Source organism: Microcoleus sp. Pol11C2 (assembly GCF_036701505.1).
In the GTDB taxonomy this organism is placed as follows: Bacteria; Cyanobacteriota; Cyanobacteriia; order Cyanobacteriales; family Microcoleaceae; genus Microcoleus.
In genome coordinates, this window is sequence record NZ_JAUBQX010000006.1 from 19,946 (window position 1) to 42,070 (window position 22,125).

16 protein-coding genes are annotated in these 22,125 nt (G+C 44.8%); 6 read left to right on the plus strand and 10 right to left on the minus strand.

Annotated features, from left to right (window positions below; translation table 11 throughout):
* Positions 1–62 precede the first annotated feature (62 nt).
* Positions 63–1,298, minus strand: coding sequence for a VWA domain-containing protein (locus QUA42_RS05650; protein ID WP_333135860.1), 1,236 nt, complete (start codon positions 1,296–1,298; stop codon positions 63–65).
* A gap of 72 nt (positions 1,299–1,370) precedes the next feature.
* On the opposite strand from QUA42_RS05650, the gene QUA42_RS05655 reads away from it, so the two are divergent.
* The 3 genes from QUA42_RS05655 to QUA42_RS05665 all read left to right on the plus strand — a co-directional run bounded on the left by QUA42_RS05655 (position 1,371) and on the right by QUA42_RS05665 (position 3,542).
* Entirely contained in the window at positions 1,371–2,030 is a 660-nt protein-coding gene (locus QUA42_RS05655; RefSeq protein ID WP_190741967.1) for an ATP-dependent Clp protease proteolytic subunit, read from the plus strand.
* 161 nt (positions 2,031–2,191) lie between these two features.
* Positions 2,192–2,785, plus strand: a complete 594-nt coding sequence (locus QUA42_RS05660) for an ATP-dependent Clp protease proteolytic subunit (protein ID WP_190657906.1) — start codon at positions 2,192–2,194, stop codon at positions 2,783–2,785.
* A gap of 130 nt (positions 2,786–2,915) precedes the next feature.
* On the plus strand, positions 2,916–3,542 hold the full coding sequence (locus tag QUA42_RS05665; protein WP_333135863.1) for a DnaJ domain-containing protein: 627 nt from the start codon (positions 2,916–2,918) through the stop codon (positions 3,540–3,542).
* Here QUA42_RS05665 and QUA42_RS05670 read toward each other — a convergent pair.
* From QUA42_RS05670 to QUA42_RS05685, 4 genes are all read right to left on the minus strand, one after another.
* A complete protein-coding gene (locus tag QUA42_RS05670) occupies positions 3,536–4,492 on the minus strand; it encodes a serine/threonine-protein kinase (protein WP_333135865.1) in 957 nt (318 codons plus the stop codon). The two genes, QUA42_RS05665 and QUA42_RS05670, sit on opposite strands and share 7 nt — an antisense overlap.
* Positions 4,493–4,949: 457 nt before the next feature.
* Positions 4,950–5,681: a DUF7873 family protein gene (locus tag QUA42_RS05675; RefSeq protein ID WP_333058793.1), complete on the minus strand. Its 732-nt coding sequence runs from the start codon at positions 5,679–5,681 to the stop codon at positions 4,950–4,952.
* Between the two features lie 171 nt (positions 5,682–5,852).
* Positions 5,853–6,746 carry a hypothetical protein gene (locus tag QUA42_RS05680; protein WP_333135867.1) on the minus strand — a complete coding sequence of 298 codons (894 nt, stop codon included), beginning with the start codon at positions 6,744–6,746 and terminating at the stop codon, positions 5,853–5,855.
* 70 nt (positions 6,747–6,816) lie between these two features.
* Positions 6,817–8,322, minus strand: a complete 1,506-nt coding sequence (locus QUA42_RS05685) for an MBOAT family O-acyltransferase (RefSeq protein WP_333135869.1) — start codon at positions 8,320–8,322, stop codon at positions 6,817–6,819.
* 5 nt (positions 8,323–8,327) lie between these two features.
* Between QUA42_RS05685 and QUA42_RS05690 the strand changes: the two genes are divergently transcribed.
* Positions 8,328–8,456: a hypothetical protein gene (locus QUA42_RS05690; protein ID WP_333135870.1), complete on the plus strand. Its 129-nt coding sequence runs from the start codon at positions 8,328–8,330 to the stop codon at positions 8,454–8,456.
* A gap of 173 nt (positions 8,457–8,629) precedes the next feature.
* Positions 8,630–8,884, plus strand: a complete 255-nt coding sequence (locus QUA42_RS05695) for a hypothetical protein (RefSeq protein ID WP_333038214.1) — start codon at positions 8,630–8,632, stop codon at positions 8,882–8,884.
* Between the two features lie 3 nt (positions 8,885–8,887).
* On the opposite strand, the gene QUA42_RS05700 is transcribed toward QUA42_RS05695, so the two are convergent.
* Positions 8,888–9,781 (minus strand): EI24 domain-containing protein, encoded by an 894-nt coding sequence (locus QUA42_RS05700; protein WP_333135872.1) that lies wholly within the window; start codon positions 9,779–9,781, stop codon positions 8,888–8,890.
* A gap of 89 nt (positions 9,782–9,870) precedes the next feature.
* On the opposite strand from QUA42_RS05700, the gene QUA42_RS05705 reads away from it, so the two are divergent.
* A complete protein-coding gene (locus tag QUA42_RS05705; RefSeq protein WP_333058798.1) occupies positions 9,871–10,662 on the plus strand; it encodes a 2-phosphosulfolactate phosphatase family protein in 792 nt (263 codons plus the stop codon).
* Positions 10,663–10,798: 136 nt separating this feature from the next.
* On the opposite strand, the gene QUA42_RS05710 is transcribed toward QUA42_RS05705, so the two are convergent.
* The 4 genes from QUA42_RS05710 to QUA42_RS05725 all read right to left on the minus strand — a co-directional run bounded on the left by QUA42_RS05710 (position 10,799) and on the right by QUA42_RS05725 (position 22,100).
* Positions 10,799–12,184, minus strand: a complete 1,386-nt coding sequence (locus QUA42_RS05710) for a lipid-A-disaccharide synthase-related protein (RefSeq protein WP_333135874.1) — start codon at positions 12,182–12,184, stop codon at positions 10,799–10,801.
* A gap of 510 nt (positions 12,185–12,694) precedes the next feature.
* A complete protein-coding gene (locus QUA42_RS05715; RefSeq protein ID WP_333135877.1) occupies positions 12,695–17,890 on the minus strand; it encodes a PAS domain S-box protein in 5,196 nt (1,731 codons plus the stop codon).
* A gap of 415 nt (positions 17,891–18,305) precedes the next feature.
* Positions 18,306–19,598, minus strand: a complete 1,293-nt coding sequence (locus QUA42_RS05720) for an ATP-binding protein (RefSeq protein ID WP_333135879.1) — start codon at positions 19,596–19,598, stop codon at positions 18,306–18,308.
* Between the two features lie 183 nt (positions 19,599–19,781).
* Positions 19,782–22,100: a tetratricopeptide repeat protein gene (locus tag QUA42_RS05725; RefSeq protein ID WP_333135881.1), complete on the minus strand. Its 2,319-nt coding sequence runs from the start codon at positions 22,098–22,100 to the stop codon at positions 19,782–19,784.
* Positions 22,101–22,125: the final 25 nt, after the last annotated feature.

A 22,125-nucleotide genomic window follows, 5' to 3' on the forward strand; every position in this document is an offset into this window, starting at 1 on the left:
TTCGCATCACCGAATTGTCCGATCGCCCAATTTAAAATTATTTAAAATTTCAAATCGCGCGATTACTTCAAAATAGTTTTAGAAGCAATCCGAGTTTTCTTGCGATCGGCTTCACTCAATTGTTCACCAGACTGCAAGCGAGTAGCAGAGGTTTGCAGCACAGTTGCGGCACTTTTATCGCCCATTTGCAGAGCAGTTTTAGCAGCAGTTTGCAGCATTGTCGCCGCGCCGGCTCGATCGCCCTGTTGCAATCGGGTTTCTGCGAGTTGAGTTTGGCGGTATTTAGCCAAAGCTAAAATGTGCTGCTGCACCATCGGGTTAATTGCCGGCTGATAAACTTTCAGGACATTAGCGGAAACTGCAACAGGATCGGAAAGCAAACTTTGACCGACAGTCGGATCGTCGTAACGAATTTGCAATTGCCCGATCGTCTGTGTACCTTCGGGCAACTGTCCAATATAAATATTAGCCAAAACTACTCGCTCTATATCCTTCATTAAATCTCCCAGGCGCACCATAAAACGATCGCCCTCTTGCTGTACCGGTAATTCGATCGTATCCGGGGAAACTTGGGCGATCGGTTTGAGTTCGGCTAACCGCACTTTTGGCATTAGCGAAAATAGCAAATAAGCATTAGTCAAACCTACACCTTGGATGCGAGTAAATAGTTTGCCAAACTCGTCAACCGCATCTTCGGGACGCTGAATGTGTGCCAGAGCACCGCCGCCAGCGTCAGCAATCTTTTCCAAAATATCCTGGTTCCAGTTATCGCCAAATCCCAGAGAATTTAAAGTCATGTTGTAGTCAGCAGCCAATTTAGCCAACTTCAAACAGCGGCTGTCGTCGCCGTGTTCATTTTCGCCGTCAGTCAGCAGAAATGCCTGAGATATAGCTTCTTTTTTGCCTTTGCCCAACTCTTCAATACCTAACTTAATGCCCTCATCAATTGCTGTGCCACCGGCCGAGCGCAATTGCTCAATTTGCCGTTTAATACTGCTGGGATCTCCCACAATTTGATTGGGGACGAGGACTTTGGCTTTATGATCGAAAGCCACCGCGCAAAAGCGATCCCCGGGCTTCAACCTGTCTAGCAACCGTCCGGCGGCTTGTTTGACGGTTTCCAAGGGGCGTCCGCCCATCGAACCGCTGTGGTCGAGAATCAGGCACAGGTTTAAGGGTACGCTGGAGTCGATCGAGCTTGCCGTCGCAGACACCGAAATCGCTAGCTGGCGCTGCGTTGAGGGCGCAGCAGCGTCAAGGTTAGGGTCGTTTAAAACCGGGAGCAAACTAACTTTCATGCGGGATACCTAAAGATTGCGTTAGTATTTCTTTAAGAATAGCTCCATCAGTTCAGGCAACATTTCGGTTATATGAACACACCAATTAAAGCTGTGCAATCGCCATACTACGGGGAAGGGAACTCTCGGACGCCACCTCCCGATTTGCCATCCCTGTTGCTGAAGGAGCGGATCGTTTATCTGGGGATGCCTCTGGTGCCTGCGGTAACAGAACTGATTATCGCTGAACTGTTGTTCTTGCAGTACGAAGACCCGGATAAGCCGATCAAAATCTACATCAACTCGACCGGCACTTCTGGTTACAGTGGCGAACCCGTCGGCTTTGAAACAGAAGCCTTCGCTATCTGCGATACGATCAGGTATATTAAGCCGCCCGTGCACACTATTTGCCTCGGTTCGGCAATGGGGATGTCTGCGATGCTTTTAGCGGCTGGTACAAAAGGCTTTCGGGCGAGTTTGCCGCACGCTTCGATTGTGTTGCACCAACCCAAGGCTTACACGCGGGGTCAAGCAAGCGACATTCAAATTCGGGCTAAGGAAGTGCTGGCAAATAAAGCGACGATGCTTGAGATTTTTGCAAGCTGTACTGGCCAACCGATCGAAAAGATTACTAAAGATATGGATCGGTTGCTGTACCTGACGCCCCATGAAGCTAAAGAATACGGTTTGATCGATCGCGTTCTTGAAAGTTCGGAAGAATTGCCGAAACCGCTGCCTGCCGGAGTCATCTAATTCGGTTATTGCTTATTAGTTATTAGTTATTAGTTATTGGTTAGGGTTTATTGGTCCTTATAGCCAAAAACTAAAAAACCTAAAATAACAAGTAACAAATAACTAATAAACCCTAACCAATGGCCCGATCACCAATTACCAACTAAACGGAGTTCCGAATTATGCCTATAGGTGTGCCAAAAGTTCCCTACAAAATGCCGGGTGGTTATGATACTCAGTGGATTAATATCTACGATCGCCTCTACCGGGAACGGATTATTTTCTTGGGCAGGGACGTTGACGATGAAATTGCCAATCAAATCATCGCTGTGATGCTCTATCTCGATTCGGAAGATTCAGGTAAGGATATTATTTTGTACATCAATTCCCCAGGTGGGATGGTGTCGGCAGGCATGGCTATTTTTGATACCATGCAGCACATTAAATCGGACGTGGTGACGATTTGTGTGGGCTTGGCTGCTTCGATGGGTTCTTTCCTGTTAGCTGCCGGTGCGAAGGGGAAACGGTTAGCTTTGCCTCACTCGCGAATCATGATTCACCAGCCTTCTGGGGGCACGCGGGGACAAGCAACGGATATTCAGATTGAGGCGAAAGAGATTCTGCGGCTGCGCCACGAACTCAATAATATCTATGCTAAGAATACTGGCAAGCCGATCGAGAAAATCGAGAAGGACATGGATCGCGACTATTTCATGTCCGCTGAGGAAGCCAAGGAATACGGCTTGATTGACAGAGTGATCGAAGATCGTCCGTAAGTTATTTTTGCGCTTCAGTAGTGCGGGCAACCCTCGCACTACAACCTAGTTCGCAGTAAATTTTGGCAGAATCTTTACATTTAAGGATTCTGCCATATTTAATGGTATTATCAACGCTCATTCATGCTAGATGGATATTGCAGATTATTACCGACAGTTAGGACTGAGGTCTGGTGCGAGTTTATCGCAAGTTAAGGCCTCTTATCGGCAGTTAGCCAGACAGTATCACCCCGATGTGAATCCGGGAAACGACCAGGCTAAGAATAAGTTTATTGCTATTACTGAGGCTTATAAGTTCTTGGTGAATGTTGCCCCCCATCATGTTGCGGACTCGAAAGTTGCCAATTCAACTGTGTCGCCTACTTGGACATCGCCGGATCAGAGGGTGAAAGCTCAACCCCAAGCAGTTAATGTGACTCGAAAACAGCCTCCCGTTCAATCTAATGCGGATCTGTCGGCGGTGGAACAAAAGTTAAAGCAAGATGCTTATTTTGAGCTGCAGCAGTTGCTGAAATATCAGAGGTTCCCGCGGGCGATCGCCTTGATTGAGGGTTTGGCCCAGCGGGTTCCCGAAGATTTGGAGGTGCGTCAGTGGCAAGCCATCGCCTATCAGCGCTGGGGACGGCATTTGATCGGAGAAAAGCAGGTTGATAAGGCGAGAATTTATTTGAAAAAGGCTGTGAAAACAGACCCTCACAATCGGGCTTTGTGGGCGGAAGTTGAGCGGGATTTTCGCAGGTTGGAAGAGATTTATTGAAGCGATGTTGCGTCCCCCTTTTGCAGGGGGTCTGCGTCGTGAATTTTTAATTTTTCTAATTTTTCTAAAATAACTTGGGTATTTTCAGGTCGATTTTCTGGTAGCGGTTCGATCAATTCGTCGATCGAGTCTAGGAGTAAGGGGTCAATATCTACAGCCTGGTTCCTCCAATTAATTTTACCAGTTTTTTCATTAACGGGAAAGTAGCTCGGCTCTATGCCTGTTAATAAATGTACAAAAGTACGCCCTAGGGCAAAAAAGTCTGATCGCACGCCTGCTTTACCTAGAATTTGTTCCGGTGCGGCGTATCCAGCAGAACCTATGGGTGCGCTATCTATCTCTGCTTCTGTGGCGGCGCCGAAGTCAATTAATCTCAATTTCCCAGTGGCTTCAACCATCAGGTTGGATGGCTTAATATCCCGATGCACTAAATGGTATTTGTGGATTTCCTGCAAAATATGAAGCATTTGTTGCATCCAATCAAGAGCGAGATTTTGAGAAACGTACTGTTTTTTAGTTAATAATTCTGCCACGTTTTCTCCGCTAATTTTTTCCATCACCAAACAAGACAGTTTTTGGAAATTATGAGGGAGTTTAATTTGGAAATAACCATCAGGTTCGACTTGGGGAACGGAACCCTTTCCAGCCAGCCAAATCAAAACGCGCGCTTCTTGCTTGAACAAGCGAACTAAATCGGGGTTGTGGGTGTGTTTCAAGACTTTTAAAATTTTGACAGTTCCCCATTCGTTTTCCCCGGTTCCCAAATCTTCGACTTCAAAGATGTCTGTGGGGCGTGCGGGATTGGGCGATCGCACTGGTTTAAGGATACGATAGCGATCGCCAATTAACAAATCCGTGCCACAAGCCTGACAATTTTGAGCAGCAGCAGGATTTTCGCGTTGTTCGCATTGAGGATTGATGCAGTAAATCATCGGCCTTGATACGTCCACGACAGACGGATTTAACAAATTGATTCAATTATTAGCATAAAACCCAGCAGTTCTGACCTTACTACTGGGTTTATATTTACCGCCCATTTACGCACGCTATCACATTTAAGTCAAGGATTTAAGATTAATAGCATCGCGCTCTACCGATTGAGCTACCCCCCTGCGTTTGGTAGAGGGGGCTGGATATGAGCCAGCAACCTCGATGATGTTATTTTTTCCTGACATTCGTTTTAACGATCGGCGATGAATGCTGAGTTTAGAGTAATAACTTGCTGTTGAATTTGTACGCAATGCTGCCTCTGCCAATTGGGCTACCCCCCTATTTTGGGCTTTATTTTGGGTAGGAGGGACAGGAGTCGAACCTGCACTGTCACATTTGTACGGTTTAAGTTGAAGTTTGAGTTTTAATTTGTACTCTGTTTATATCTTAAACCATAACTATTAAAAAAGCAAGCAATCAGCGAAAAATAAACTGAAAAATTCGCTCTCCCACTCTCTGTTCCTCCACTTCAGAATTGTTAGCTTCTTCGCGGGCGAACATAACAGCTTGCTGCAATATTTCGACCCTTTGCAGCAACTCATTGATCCGCCGCGCTGGTAAAGCTCCAGAAAACTTGACAGTCCGCCAATAGCCGATCGTAATATCTTCGTAATAAACATCGACTTGAGCCGGATGGTGTTCGGTAGCTTCAGCTTTAACGTGATTGCGCGGAGTTTTAAAAGTCTTGAGAGTTTGCACCGGTTCAGTTGCCCAACAGTCTGCCGAAGCATCGAAGTTCCAAGTCTCGGAAGCATCTAAGACAGGAAGTTTTTTGATGAATGCTTGCAAATCTGCTAACTGCTTTTCAATGAATAGCAAATAGCTCACAGGAACTTGGCTCAAAAGCACGTTTCCGTCTACAGTTACGTCAGCACGAGCCCGACAATTTGTCCAATCTTTGGTTGCGGTTACGTCGAAGAGTTTGGTCAAAACTTCAGTCGTTTTGCGGATAATCTCTTCGGCTTTGACTTCAACTTTTTTGGACTCTGGTGGCAGTTGTTCGCCTTCTTCGTCTTTGGGGCGGTAAGTACGAGAGATTCCAGAAAGCACAGCGGGCTTCTGGAGTGCTTTTTGAGCTTCTGCGAGTTCTTGGACGGATCGGCTTTTGATGCCTTTTTCGATCGCAATAATCTGATTTAAGCGTGCCATTGTTCGATTTTATTGACGCTGAACTCATATCAAGCCGGGTTGATACTGATCATCAAATTGTTCGTCCTGTGGCTTTTAGAGCTTTGATAACTCTCCCTCCTCAGTACAAACCTCACGATCGTTCTTGCACCAAACTTGCTCATTGTGTAGTATGACACACTTCACAGTAAATTACAAGCTTTCTTTTCTAGGCGCGGTGCCAAGAGAGCCCGCCACTACCGTGCCCAGCAATTTATCCCTCAAAAACTCGGCAAAATCTCTAGCGTCGCTGCGGATCAAGTGAACGCCGTCATTGGTACGCCATTCTCGCTCTTTCGGGGGTGGCAGCCACTCAAAACGATCGGACGGAAACAGCTTTTTAGCCAATTCTTGGACTTGTTTTCTCCTGATGGCAGCGTTAACTCGTGACTCTTGCGGTATGTCAAATAAAACTACTTTCGCCCCGCTATTTTTTTTTATTTCTGCGATTTGACTTTTAATAAACTCAGATTCTTTTTTTATAGCTTCTGCATCTTTTTTAGACAAAGGTTGACTTTGAAGATCAACTATCGTTTGGATAGTTTTTTGCGATAAGTCGGGAGTAAGATATCGACCTTCTAATCTGTCTAGAGCCTCTCGCGTCACTTTGTGATTCGGCTTCGCTCGACTTTTAAAAAAATCCACAAAAATGCTAATCGGACGGTATTCCTCTCTCATCATCGGTAGATACTGGCGTAACCAATAAAAAAGAGGATGATACAAAGAATCCATTAATTCTGTATCTATTTTGCGAACAATAGTATCGTTAATTTCTACCAAAACAATAGGAGGCTTGCTTTTACTTCTTTTAACTATTTCTAAACCTGTTTGGCTCGCTCCTCCCCCCAAAGCTATGCTCTTTACGCCCTCTCCAATGTCTTTAATATTAAGGTTTGCAGCTAGAGAACTACCTACCATTACCATTTTTAGATCGGAATTATCCTGATATACATACCTTTGAGTTTTAACAATATTATTTTGAAGCAGGCTAACTCCGTCGGAAGCAGGCAAAACTCCGCCGGTGACGAGCACTTGATAAAAGCTCATTATAAACAGAAAAATTAGTATCGGCCGTAAAATCGGTCGCAACTGGAATTTGACAAACATAGAACACCTTCTAGAATTGGAAATAAATAAATTGTTTCGAGCTGCCACTGTTGAGGAATATCATTGCTAGCATAATTCCTAAAGCTAAATCTTGATAAAGGCTCCAGACTTTTTGACTGTTTTTATTTGAATCCTGTTTCATCCGATTTTGCCAAGTGGGAAAATGGGGAATGTGATAAATCACTACTGGTAGCGAAAAAATTAGCGTCGGAATAATGTGACTCCAACCCGGCTTGACTTTATAGTTGCGAACTAAAGTAACTGCGAAGTCAACCGCTTCTTCAAATCGAGGCAGTTTGAAAAGCAGCCATCCCACGGAAACAAAAGAGAAAATTCCTAAAACGCTAAGGCTGTCCAATAATAATTGCTGCCAGATGGGTTTGGTTTTTACTTGATTTGATTCTTGTAATTTTTTTTTGGATTTGTCGAACCCAAAAAAGCGTTCTACTGCTAAACCTAATCCGTGATAAATTCCCCAAACTGCATAACTCCAAGCAGCCCCATGCCATAATCCTCCTAAAGTCATTACTATCATTAAGTTAACATAAGTTCTGATTTTCCCTTTGCGGTTTCCGCCGAGGGGAAAGTATAGATAATCTCGGAGCCAAGTTGAGAGGGAAATGTGCCACCTTCTCCAGAATTCGGAGAGGGAACGCGAGATGTAGGGAAAGTCGAAATTGTCGGGAATTTTGTAACCCAAAGCACCCGCAAAACCGATCGCAATTAAGGAGTAACCGGCAAAATCGGCGAAAATTTGTATTGAGTAGCCAAACAGCAGTGTCAGGTTGGTAATAGTTCCAAATCCTCGGTAGTAGGGAAAGCTAATCCAGAAGGTATAGTCTTTTAAGTTGTCGGCGATGACCATTTTTAGGAAGTAGCCGACAACGAGCGAGCGAAAAATGAAATTCCAAGGAATATCTTTAAAATATTTAGGAGCAATCTGGGGATAAAATGTCTGAGATTTTAAAATCGGGCCTGACAGCAAATTGGGAAAAAAGCCAATAAAAAATGAAGTATTTAGCAGGTGTTGGCTAAAGTTGGGCGAGACGTAAGTGTTGGCTGCGGTTTCGCTTTTGTTTTTTTGAGTCAGTACGTCTACGATTAAACTTATGCCTTCAAATGTGTAGAAAGAAATGCCGATAGGCAGAGGCAATTTTAAGAATAAATAAGCAATGCTGCCTTCGGAGCTAGCAATATTAAAAACCTCGGCAACAAAGTTAGTTAGCAAACCGGCGTATTTAAACAAGCTCAAAATTAATACATTGAGAACGACTCCCGATAAAGCCCAAAAAAATCGCTGTTTCTTGTCAGAATTTCGGGCAACTTGAAAGCTGACTGTAGCGTTGATAATAATGGAGAGTAGCAGGATCAGCAATAGTGCGGGGGCGCTCCAACTGTAAAAAATAAAGCTGGCAATGATCAGGATGGGAACCTGCACTTTTTGCAAGGGAGGGAAATAATATATGGCGAAAACAATCGCAAAAAATACTAAAAATTCAATACTGTTAAATAACATAATTTATGATTTCGCTCTTTTACGTAGCCTGTGACCCACTATATCAAGCGCCTGGGACTAATGGCAAGAGTGACCCAGAACCCGATCGCGATCGCGCATCCTACCAAAGTGTAGCAAATATCACTCTTTGTTAGCGCTGCGACTACCTCTTGAGATAGATGCGGAAATCCCTCTCAGGGCGCGTTGTCATATCGGGAAACATTTCTTAACATATAGATAACAAAGGGAATCCGAGGAGACACTAAAAATCCTTAAGCCCTTGGGGTGCCCCGGTTAATCAGACTTTTCGCAAACAAGGGCTAAATCAATGAACAAGCAGCAAAACTCCGAAGTTTCAGCATTTTTGCCCATGCTCCAAAAAGGCATTTGGCTGTTTGGGATTCTCTCTTGGATATTCGGGCTGACAGATAGAACTATTGCACTATTATCTGACGGATATTTGTCGGCGATCGATATTGTCCAGCTATTTACAGCATCATTTTTCTTCCTTAGCTGGCTGTTTTTAAGCCCGTTTTTGGGTCTTAACTCCCAGAGTCAGCCGAAGGAAGAAGCATCTCCCTAGTTTTTAAGTTGTAATGTTAGTTTCTCGATCGCTCTTTGTTTCTTCTGGGGCAAAGCGGGCCGGCCAAATGCGATCGCAAAAAAACAAAGTTCCCGCCGTCACGCACAGCGGAATCGCCAACAGATTCAACAGGGGAATACTCACTAAACCCAAACAAACCACACCAAAACTCCCGCTGGCCGGCAAACTCGCCCAAATTATCTCCAATTTCTCCTGAAAAGGTCGCCTCCGCCTCTCCAAAGGTGCATCTAAAAAGTCCAAACAGACAATAGTCGCACCCAAAGCTACGCCACCCAAACTGCTAAGAATAGAGCCGACACCAGGGATAAAATTCAGCAGCAGCAGCGGTATACCGACGCTCAACAAAATTTGTAGTTTTCGCAGTTCAAAGGCGATCGCCCTTTGAATATCCCCAAAACTACTCGCCAAACTCATTGGTGCTTCTGCGGGCAATTGACCGTTCCGCAGGAGTTCCAATTGTTCGGAAAGTTTGCCGTACCAGGGCGAACCTAAAATCACGCCAAACTGCACTAACAAAAATCCAATTATCAGCAAAAGTCCTGACACTAGGAGTACGCGCAGCAGCCAGCCAAAAGCGACTGTTAACCCGCCGAGAAAGCTCAGCCAAGTGGGAAAACTAGCAATTAGAGCATTAAATCGGACGGATAAATCGGCAACTAAAACGTCTATCCCTGCCAGACTGGGAAATAGCAAGCTTAAATAAAGACCAATACCAATTATAAAATTTAGCACCACGGGAACTAATACATAAGTCCACAGCTTGGGAGTTTGCAAAATCAGCGTGAAAGCTCGCAAAGGATAGGTGAAACCTGCCAGGAGTCGAATTGGTGCGGTAATGGCGGCGTGGGCGGGGTTTGAATTTAGCTGTTTTGACATATTTTCTGCTTTTGAGGACTCGACTCTATTTTCTATTATCCACTTTCCATTATTATTGCTGATGAGGATTTATCGCAGGTAGCCCAACAGTGAAGCTTTTTATTTACCATACCCCGGAACTTACGCCAGCCGACAAAATGCCGGCTTGCGCGATCGCAGTTGATGTGCTGCGGGCGACTACGACAATGGCAACGGCCCTGAATAATGGGGCGGAAGCTGTCCAAGTTTTCAGCGACTTAGAGAAGCTAATGGCCGAGAGCGAAAACTGGCCTGCTGATAAGCGGATTCGCGCTGGAGAGCGCGGCGGCGGCAAAGTTGACGGATTTGACATGGGGAATTCTCCACTGGACTGCACGCCAGAAAAGGTGACTGGGAAGCGAATTTTTATCAGCACAACTAACGGTACTCGCGCTTTGGAACGAGTGCAAGCGGCTGCAACTGTGTTAACGGCGGCTTTGATTAACCGCAAATCTGTGGTGCAGTTTTTGTTAAATAAACAGCCGGAAACTATTTGGATTGTGGGTTCTGGTTGGGAAGGGAGTTATTCGTTGGAAGATACGGTTTGTGCTGGTGCGATCGCCCAAAGTCTCCTAGCAGAAAGCGGTATTCCTGCGAGCGATTTTGCTGGTAACGATGAAGTATTTGGGGCTATTGCTCTTTATTTGCACTGGCAAGATCGGTTACACGAATTGTTGGAAAGGGCCAGCCACGGTCAGCGCCTCCTCGGTTTAGGTGTTATTGAAGATTTAAAATATTGCGCGCAAACGGATACTTTAGATGTGCTGCCTGTGCAGCGAGAACCGGGAGTGTTGGTTAAGTCGGATTTTAAAATCCCTCAAGCTAATTTCTGGGTTCCATCATCCGAAAAAACCGCGAATTGAAATTTTCTGCGAATGCAGTATTAGTAAGGTGCGCCTAGGCGCACCCTACGAAAATTAGTAGGTAGTTAATGAACAATATTTTTTTAAAGCAAGTAGAATTAAACATACTTGGTAGGGACAAAACATTGTTTTGTCCCTAGTCTATTGCAGGCAATTGAGAATTGCTGTCTTCACCGCCGAAGCGCTGAATTAAACACTGGGCAATTCTGGCTGCTGCACCGGGTTCTCCCATGCGGCGCCAGCCATTTTCAGCGATTAGCTGCAACCTATCGGGGTCGCGGAGCAAAGACTGCACGGCGCCGGCAACTTCAGCGGGATGTTTGACTAAAATTAATGACGGGCCTAACAGGCGACTTTGAGCTTCTGCAAAAGCGAAAGTAAATTGCGGGCCGCTTCCGGGAATGGCGATCGCCGGTTTTCCTAAACCTACAAATTGTTCTGTAGCCGTTCCTGCCATTGCTATTGCTAAATCTGCTTCGTACAAACAATCGTTAAAACTTTGCTGAGTCAAAATCATTGTGGCGTTTCTCTGCACAAATGTCAGGGGCAATAGTAAATTAGGAGATTCTTGCTGAATTTCTTGAGCGCTAGAAACAGGAGGTCGCAAAATACTTCCTTCACGCCGCTGCGTTCTAATTTCGCCGTCTTGTCGCCAGCCGAAAAATTCTAAACTAGGTCGCAAAGCTTCTAAGTTTAACTCTGGAGAAATGGCTCCGAAAAATAACAATTTGCGATCGGCAAACAGCGACAAAATTCCGGCTACAGCCTCTACTATTAGCAGCCAATTAGCATAGGCTTCGGGCGCTCTAGAACCGGGGAGTAAGGTGATGATGAGCGATCGCTCAATTTCCCGAAACTCTGCATCAGGGCCGTAAAAACCGGCTGGGTTTTCCGGTTCGAGTCCGTCCATCATCGGATTTCCGAGATTGTAAGCGGCAATTCCCAACTTTTGTAAAGTCTCGGCGGTCAGCGCGTCCCTGGCAAAAACGGCTCTACAGCGCGATCGAGTCATCAACCAGCGCTCCCAAGGCAAATAAACCGATCGCGACCAACTCCACCCACCAAAGACCCTGGATTTGCGACCCAGAGGCCCGTCCTCGTCCCGCAAATAATACTCGGACTTAGCAGTACCGACAAAAACATAGGGCGCGCCGCTGAGCCAAGCAAACAGCAGCGGTACAATATCACCGCAGGCTAAAATAACGCCGTCTTGATTCCCAGACTGTTGTTGGGTCCGCACCCAAGCGCGGATGGCTTTAAACTGAGCGATGGTCAACTGAAGCAGGCCGCCTTTGACATCGCGCAAAAATTCCCTCCCGTCCATGTAAATAAAGCCGCCCGAAGGCATCCGCTGCACCGGGCCGATGATGCGGGCGTTTTCTAGTTGAGCGAAAGCTTGCCCTTCACCCACTAGCGGAAACACGGCTAATTCTGGCGGATGCGGGTGCTGTTGCAGTTCCTGCAAGATGCGAAGGGCGATCGCGTCTTCTCCGTGGCCGTTACTGAGGCAAAGTAATTTCAATCCCAACTCTCTCAAAAACTCTATTGTCAAAAAATAGCCGGCAAACCCTGGGACTTCAGTCTAGGGATGGAAAGCAACTTTCCACTTTAGTTTACCAGAAAAATCTTGTTGGAAATAGTACAAAACACGGTAGGATATAACGCGCTCCGGCGCTGCTCAAAATCTCTGCTTTACCCAAAGATAGCGGGCATTTAACAGCAGTTGCTCGGACTCGGGGATACAACTTCTGAAGTGGCAAAATAATTTGTTTAATGTTGGGAGTTACAGCAGCCTGCACTGACAATTGGGGAGCATCTCATATTTGTAAAAACACTTCTTCTGCCTTTTTCCTTCTGCCTCCTGCCTCGGGCCTCAAAACTCCAATTTCTTCTAGCTTGGCTGTAAAAGTGAGATGATCCCGACAATTGCGCGATCTACAATTGCCAGATATCCGGCTGAATAACGCGGCGGTAAGTTGCTGCACATCTAAATTATCTGTATTCAGCCAAGCTCTCAACCATGAGAGTCATACTATTTTCCCTCTATATATTGCTTTAAAGTATTCCGAATTTGTTTGAGCTGAAATCCCTTAGCAAGTTGGCGCAGCTTCGAGACAAACGGCACTAAATTAGGTTCTAAACTCTCCAGCTTAGCACTCTCCTCAAAAATTTCTTCAATGTCGCCCATAGCTGCGAGTTTCAAAAGTTTTGCTACTGACTCAGAAGCCGCAGGTAACAAAGAAGAATAAGCAGGAAAATCAGAGGCGGGTGACAAAGTGGGAGTTTTGCGTTTGTTGTTTTCCGAAGATTCCCCATAAATCCATTCTAGTCCCAAATGCACGCGCAACTGTTCCAAAAAGTGATTTGCTTCGATTGGTTTGGGAAGAAAAGCATCGTACCCTGCGAGGATGCTATCTTGCTGCGTAGCCTCGAAAACGCTAGCTGACATAGCGATTAACACAACATCTTTTACTTCCGGCAACTGCCGCAGTTTTCTTGCAGTTTCTAAGCCATCCATTACAGGCATTCGCAAGTCCATTAAAATCACATCCGGTTGAAATTCAACTGTTTTGCCGAGGCAGTCTTGCCCGTTTTTCGCATCTGCAACCTCAAATCCCAAACGCCGCAGCAGCCTGCACAACAAATCGCGATCCAGTTGATTGTCATCCACGATTAGCACTTTGCGCTTGTTGCCGATAAAACCCACCAGCCAGCGTTTTTCCTGCAAAGGAGACACCTCCAAGTACCGTTTAGCTGCGGGCAATTCTAAATCTACCCAAAAAGTGCTGCCTTTTCCCAAAGTGCTGTGGACGCGAATTTCGGTACCCATTAGTTTCGCTAATTTCTGGCTGATTGAGAGTCCAAGACCTGTACCTTCAACAAACGTATTGCCTCCTACTTGGTGGAAAGGCAAAAATATTTCTTCTAACTTGCTTCGCTCTATTCCAGTGCCGGTATCCTCGACTTGAAAGCGGATTTTTAAAGCGTGTTTGGCTGCGATCGGATTGTGGGCGAATCGCATATAATTTTGTTTCAGTTCAGAACTCAAAGTCGAGAACTCATAATTTTCTCCTTGCCCTCGACTCCAGGCCCCTGTGCCGACATAGCCGACTTTGAAAGTCACACCGCCACTGTTAGTAAATTTCACGGCATTGCTGAGTAAATTTATGAGAATTTGGCGCAATCTTTTGGGATCGACACGAACGCAGCTAGGCAGGGGAGAGACTTGTTCGTAATGGAATAAAATTTCTTTTTGAGAGGCCCGCATCTGAAAGAGATCAGCAATGTTTTTCGTAAAATTTAGAAAATTTAACTCTTCCGGGTAGAGTTCCATTTTTCTAGCTTCAATTTTGGAAAGATCTAAAACATCGTCGATTAACATCAGCAGGTGTTGACCGCACTGTTGAATATTGCTGAGACTTTCTTGGTGATCTGAGTTTAAGTCTTTGTCGGTTTTGAGGATTTGAGCGTAACCTAAAACGCCGTTTAAAGGCGTGCGTAGTTCGTGGCTCATATTGGCAAGAAATTCGCTTTTGGCACGGTTGGCACTTTCTGCTGCTAATGCAGCTTGTTGGAGGGCAGATTCTGCCAGTTTGCGATCGACAATTTCCGTTTGTGCTTGTTGAAATAGCGTCGATTGCTGGATCGCGATCGCCAATTGCACGCACAATTGCCGGAGGGATTCTATTTCTGAGGAATCCCAGGGACGGGGGCCGCTGCAATCCTGGGCGATCAGCAGTCCCCAGAGCTCATTTTCTGCCGTCGGTTGGGTCTGTGAAATGCTTTCTCGTGCTTTTAAAATCGGCACTATTAAGTTAGCTTTTACTTCAAATCCTTCGAGAAATTTCATGTGGCATTCCGTCAAATTTTCCCGGTAAATATCTTCCATAGATCTAATACCGCCTTGCTGATAAATATCAACAAATTTTTCTCTAAAACAGCCATCTATATTGTTAAAATTTAGCAGCGAAATTCTATTTTTTGCCACGGATTCCACCACGACAAAGCCGCTCCAGTCGGGATTAAAACGGTAAATAACTGTGCGGTCTGTTTGCAAAAATTGCCGCACTTGTTCGACAGCAGTTGTCAGGACTTCTTCTAAATTTAGGGAGGAGCGAATGCGATCGAGCATGGCCACTACCAGCCGTTCTCGCCTTAATTGCTGCTCCAGTGCCATCTCCGCTTGTTTACGTTCGGTGATGTCGGTAATTACTCCCACTAACCCGATTAAATGACCAGTTTCATCTTTAATGCCGTCGGCGCGAAATAAAGTTGTTACCAGTTCGTTGTTTTTAGTGTTGATTTTGAGTTCCCCTTGCCAAGATTTGCCTTTACGAATCGTTTTAAACATTTCTAGCAGCACTTTAGTTTGGGGGTAAATTGCTGTTAATCCGCCTGCTGTGTTTAGTTCTTCTGCTGTGTAGCCGTACTGTTGAACAAAGGCTTGATTGTGGTAGAGCGATCGCCCTGTCAAGTCAGCAATGCCGATCGCATCGCTGGTGCTTTCCACCGCTTGAGTAACTCGCAGCAAATCTAGTTCTGCTTGTTTGCGATCGCTAATATCAGTAATAGTGCCGATATAGCCTTTAATTTCCTGCTTGTCTCCGATTTCTGCAATTGCCTGACCGATCACCCAAATTACCCGACCGTCTGGACGCTGAAAGCGGTATTCTGATTTAAAAGGAATTTTCTCAATAATTGCTCGATGCCATTCATTTTTTACCCGAGCAACATCGTCGGGATGTATGGCATTCATCCAGCCAATTTCTGCGGCTAATTCTGCATTTAATCCCGTAATTTCGCTCCACCGTTGATTCACATAAAGGCAATTTCCCAAGGTGTCGGTATGGAATATGCAAACTGGCGATGCTTCTGCTAAAGTTTGGTACCGCCGCTGGCTCGATCGCAGGGCTGATTCTACCTGTTTTCTATTAGTTATATCGCGGACTATAGAAATGATTTCGCCACCTACAAGCATTGTCAGCGACAATTCTTGAGGGAACTTAGTACCGTCACGGCGCTGACCGCTCGCTTCTATATTGCAGTACCCTTTTTGCAGGAGCATCGGCATTATTTGGAGTTCAAAAAATAAATTTTCGGCTTTGCTGTAGAGCATTTTCCATTTCTTCCCATACAGTTCGCTACTGCTAGCCAATCCGTACATTTTGAGATAAGCGTCGTTTGAATAAATACATTCTTTATTATTATTAAAAATGGCGATGCCGTCATAAGCAGCGGCCATTGCTACTGCTTGTCGCTGGAGTTGGGACTCTACTTGTTTACGAGAGGTAATGTCGTGACCGACTGAGTAGATTAAACCTTCTTCGCTAAATGGCGATGCGGTCCACAGGAAGCATTTGTAAGAACCGTCTTTGCAGATGTAGCGGTTTTCAAAGGAGATACTGGACGTACCCGCTATTAGCTTTGCTCCTTCGGCTGCGGTGGCTTTTCGATCGTCTGGATGAACAAATTCGATCATTGGCTTGGCAAACAATTCACTAATACTGTAGCCTAAAGCTGTTGACCAAGCTGGGTTTAAACGTTTAAAATGACCGTCAAAACCTACAATACAAAGCAAGTCTAAGGAGATGGTAAAAAAACGATCGCGCTCTGTTTGTGCCTGCTTTAATTCAGTGATATCCATCACTAAACCATCCCAGAGAATATCGCCTTCGCTGCCAGATTTGCTCTCATTAGTGAGCCTTTCTGGTCTCGCCGCTCCTTGCAGCCACTTAACTTTTCCAGATGGTAAAGTCTGCCGCCACTGCTGCTGCCAAGGTTCCAGCGTTGTGGCTGAAATGGCGATCGAGGTTTTTAAATCTAAGAGATCGTCTGGGTGAATTCCCTTGGAAATCAGTTCCGCATTTTGCTCTATTGCTTCTGCCTCTAATTCGTAGAGTTGGCGGCTGCCTGAAGAGATGTAGGGGAAAGACAATTTTCCCGTTGCTGACATTCGTAATTGATAAATTATTCCCGGCAGGTTAGCTACCAATTTTTGAAAGCGAGCTTCGCTTTGTTCCAGGGCTTTTTGTTGCTGTCTGTATTCGGTAAAATCTCTAATTGTACCCACTATTACTTTACTGCCGTCTGCTATTTGGAAGACGCTTTTTTTGGTAGAAATTATGTGTTCTCTCCCTGCCGAGTCTGTGAATTTTTCTTCGGTTTCCAAGCAGATCCCCGTTGTCAATACTTCTTCATCTTTTGTCCAAAAAACAGCAGCTTCTGATTGGGGGAAAAAGTCATAATCTGATTTGCCAATCAGTTCTTGCCGCGATTTGCCGACCAACTGACAGAAAGCATCATTTAATATCATCCAGCGGTGTTGCTCGTCTTTGACAAAAATTGGGTCTGGCGTAGCATTTATGGTGTGGTTTAAAAATTCTTCTGACGCTTTCAGTTTTGCTTCGTAGCGGTAGCGATCGCTCACGTCCAACACTACTTCGATTATCCGGTCGATAGACCCGTCCATGCGGCGGAGGCAGCGAAGGGAAACTCGCGTGTGAACTATTTCGCCATTTTTTCTGAGCCACCTTTTGTCTAAGATGTAACCGTCGAGCCTACCTGCTAACATCTGAGAAAATTTTTCACAATTACCCTCCAAATCCTCTGAATGAGTCAACTCTAGCCAATTCTTTTGCACGAGTTCGTAGCGCTCATAGCCCAGCAAATTGCACAGGGCATCGTTAACTTCTATCCAATGGCAATTTAAAGGAATTTCGCTGTCAATAATTGGAGCGATGATTGCAATGCCGATCAGGGAATTTTCCACCACCGAGCGATATTTTTCTTCACTTTTTCGCAAAGCATCTTGACTGTTCTGGCGTTCTATGGCGTAACGGAGCGATCTAATTAACAGTTCGCTGTCGATTTTTCTTTTTACCAAGTAATCCTGTACGCCGACCGAAATCAACCGCAGGGCAAGTTCTTCGTCGTTTTGGGCGGTCAGAACTACGATCGGCACATTTACCCCGTACTCTTGTACCCGAGCCACCGTCTCGATTCCCAGACTATCTGGCAATGAAAGGTCTAATAAAATTATGTCAAAAGTTTCTTGATTTAATCGCTGCTGCGCTTCGCTGAGGCGCTCTACTTTCGTCAGCACTATACGCTGCGATCCACCTATTTCTGACAGTAAATCTTCAATCAGCTCAGCTTCCTGATGGTTGTCTTCTACTAACAGAACTTTAAAGCAGATAGGAGGCAAAGCTAAGTCAAACACTGCTTTCATAATAATATTTGTCGATCAATTAAATATTAAACTAACTTGAATTTTACCTTTTATTTCCAGGGCAGTAATTCAATTGCACGTACACATACATCGATCGTCAGATTGGGAGGGTAAGCAAGCGTTACAAAAATATGTTTAATAATTAAAATTGTATCACGCACCAAGTCGACTGTCAACGGAAAACTTTTTTATTCTAACTGGCCATTTATACCACTAAAAAAAGGAAGGCAACTGTAGCCCATCTCCCCACCCTGATACTCACACTCCTTCCCAATTATTCAATGATTTTATCTCCCATATTAAATAGTATTAACTTCTAGAGCATATTTTCCCGGTTAAGAGTTGTAATATAGAAATTAATTAATTAATTGTACCTACCTTATAGCTTATATTTTTTGCCGAAATTATGCCTCTATTAAGCGAGAGTAAAGTAAAAAGTTGAACCTTGCTCCGGTTCCGATTCCACCCAGATACATCCGCCGTGAAGTTCTACAATTTTTTGACAAATTGCTAAACCAATACCTGTCCCCGAATATTCTCTTTGAGTGTGCAAGCGCTGAAAAATTTGAAAGATACGTTTTTGATGCTGGGGAGCAATCCCAATTCCATTATCTGAGACAGAAATCAACCAGTTTTCCTCCTGTTTGCAAGCGGTAACATGAACAACAGGCGGTGCATCGTGGCGATATTTGATCGCATTGCTGACTAAATTTTGAAAGAGCTGTACGAGTTGAGAGATATCCCCCATTACCGCAGGTAATTCGCTGTAGGTGACAACGGCTTTAGTCTCGCGGATCGCCCCTTGTAGGTTCGCGAGTGCTTGCTCGACTGCATGATTGCAATCTGTCAGTTGAAAAGGTTTCCGACTCCTGCCAACGCGCGAATATTCGAGTAAATCGTCAATTAAAGTTTGCATTCTGGTGCAGCCCTGAACGATATTACCGATAAACTTACTACCTTGGCTGTCGAGTTGGTCTTTGTAGCGTTTTTCTAAAAGTTGAGCGTAACTGGCAATGGTTGCTAAAGGCGCTTGCAAGTCGTGAGAAGCCACATAAGCAAATTGTTCTAGTTCTGCATTTGAACGCGCTAATTCTTGGTTAGATTTTAATAGAGCAGATTCGGCGCGCTGGCGGTGGGATATCTCTTGTTGGAGTACCAAATTTTGCTCTTGCAGAGCTTTTTCAACAGCGCGACGGGTGCTGATTTCTTGTTGCAAGATTTGGTTTTTTTCCTGAAGAGTTTTTTCGACTGCTAAGCGGCTCGTGATTTCTTCTTGCAGCAGCATATTTTGTTCTTTTAGCTGCTTTTGTAAATTCCGCAGGCTGAGGTGACTTTCGATGCGGGCTAGCACTTCTTCAAACTGAAATGGCTTGCTGATATAGTCAACAGCTCCCACAGCAAATGCGTTTACTTTGTCAAATACTTCATCTTTAGCGCTGATAAAAATTACCGGAATTTCGCGAGTTTTTGCTTCTAGTTTCAAGTGCTGACAGACTTCGTAGCCGTTCATTTCCGGCATCATTATGTCGAGCAAAATCAAATCGGGTGGATTAGAATTGCAGGCTCTCAAAGCCATTTTTCCGTTAATTACGCAGCGAGGGGTGTACCCCCTCTGAGTCAACATCGTAGACAACAGACGCAGGTTTTCTGGTGTATCGTCTACTACTAAAATGTTTCCTAACGGCGTCCCTGGTTGCTGATTGTTCATTGATTATTTCCCAGTTACTATTTTCTTCACAAAAAATGTTGGCAGCTATTTTACTTAGGACTTACGGAAAACACCCGGTTTTTAGTAGGAATATTGGGGAAAGAAAATGAGGAATCCGCTCATAAACCGGGTGTTTAGCCGTTTGTGTACAAGCAAGTCCTGTTATTGTTCGTTTACCAATCCTCAAATCCCCAGCAGCAGAGTCAAAGCATTATTGTCCCAAGTCAATCCTTTGTCTAAAACTTTAAATCCCGCAACTTCGCACATAGATTCTAAAGCAGTAGCTGTAGGTAGCCACCACCACGGCGCAAAGTCGTTGATGTCAAAAACTGCTTTTTCAGTTATCCCTATAAGTGGGTTGTTGTTGAGGTATTGCTGCCAGTAGGCTGTTAAAATTGCTCGTTCTGCGTCGTCCAAAGCGGGAATAAACATTACTCCCGAAGCTGGAATTTCATAGCGTCCCAACTCATTTTCTATCACTTCTTGAGTAATAGCTGAAGTTAAAACTAAATGCTCGCGAGTTATCTGACGCAAGGCAACTAAAATCTGCAACGGATGGGGGTGATGGTACAAAATTCCTGCACAGTGAACTACATCGTAAGGCTCGCCAATGTCGGCAAGCTGAATCTGAGTTATATCTCGATTGATACAGTGATAATTAGCAATATTTAAACTTGTCATCAGATCGTGAAAATCTTGCCACCAGTGGAGGGATGCCGACATGGCATCAATCATTGTAAGAGAAACTGCACCGTATTTGCTAGCTATAGATACTTTTTCGCTGACAGTTCCCCACAAGCCACCGACTTCTGCAAAAGTCTTGCCTTTGGCGACTCGGGCAATGTAACGATCGCGAATATCCTTAGCTTCTAACTCTAATAATAGAGTAGATTCCCCTGTTTGACGCTGTTTTTCTAAAATCTCCTCTAATTTTTGGGAGATTTTTGGATCTTTGGGTCTAATTTCTAATGCCATCAAGTACAACATTATGGCTTCGTTACGCTGATCGCTCTCAACAAACTTTTGGGCGATTTCGCAGTAAAATTCAGGAGCGTGCAGCGGCTGCATTTCGTGGTGATAGTAGCTAGTTGCTAGATCTGAATCTACCGGAGTTCTTTTAATTAGAGCATTACCTAAGTTTATGTAAATTTTCGGTAGAGACGGGTCGATTTTAAGCGCACAAAGGTAGGCGGAAACAGCATCGTTCCATTCGTGACTTTCACTCAATGCATCGCCTAAATTGTAATAAGACCACGAAATAGTGGGATTAAGTTCAATAGCACGTTGGTAAGCGGTAGCTGCGGCTTTCCACTGTTTAGTTTTTAACAGCACTTCTCCTAAATTGTGGTAAGTCCAAGAGAATTCTGGATTGAGTGCGATCGCCCGCCGATAAGCGAGTGTTGCTTCTGCAAACTTTTGAAGTTTAACTAAAGTCAAAGCTAAGTTATAATGAGACCAAAATAAATCTGCATTTAGGGCGATCGCCCGTTCGTATGCAGCCTCAGCTTCTGACCATTTTTCTAGTTTAAAAAGAGCATCTCCCAACTTGTGAAAAGCTGCGAAAAAATTCTCGTCTACTTCAGTCGCGCGCTGGTAAGCAGCGGCGGATTCAGACCATTCTTCTAATCGATCGCAAGCTGCACCGATGCTGTAGTAAGACCAAGAATAATCCGGGTTAATTTCAACAGCCGTGCGGTAGGCTATCGCAGCTTCTTGCCATTTTTCTAAATTGAGCAGCACGCTGCCTAAGTTGTAGTATGACAAAAAAGAATTGGGATTTAAATCAATACTTTTTCGGTAGGCAGCCTCCGCTTCGCGCCAGAGTTCCTTAGCTTGCAAAACATTGCCTAATTTGTAATGAAACTCCGAAATCTCCGGCTGGAGTTGAATAGCTTTGCGGTAGTGAATAATAGCTTCGTCCCACTTTTTGAGCTCGCTAGCAGCTTCTGCTAATTGGCAGTAAGCTTCGCAAAAACTCGGGTTTAAATAAATCGTGCGGTGGTAACAAGTCAGCGCTTTTTCTGGCTTGTTTTGCGCCAACAAAGTATTACCTAAATCGAGATATTCTTCCGCTATCTCTATCGGTTCCACCATAAGTGCTTGATACCAACAGTCTGCTGCTTCTTCAGCTTGGCCGACTTGGGTAAATATCCGGCTCAAATTACGGTAAAATCCTGCCAAGTTTGGTTGCAGGGAGATGGCTTTTTGGTAACAGGCGATCGCCTCTTGCCACTGTTCCAAAGTAGCGCTGAGAGTGCCGAGGTTAGCAAAAGCTTCGGCAAAATCGGGTTGCAGAGCGATCGCAACTTTATACCAATACCTTGCGTCTTCTAGTTTACCCTGAGCTTGCAGCGCCTTCCCCAAGGTCTTGCAAGTCTTGGCGGAATTGGGGTGCGATGCCAAAACTTGCTGGCAAAGTGCGATCGCCTCATCCAACTTCCCTAAAGCCAAATAGACTTCGGCCTGTTGTTGAAAATCAACCGCTGCTGTTTCTGAATTCACTTTTGGCGTTCCTGTTGAGTAATAA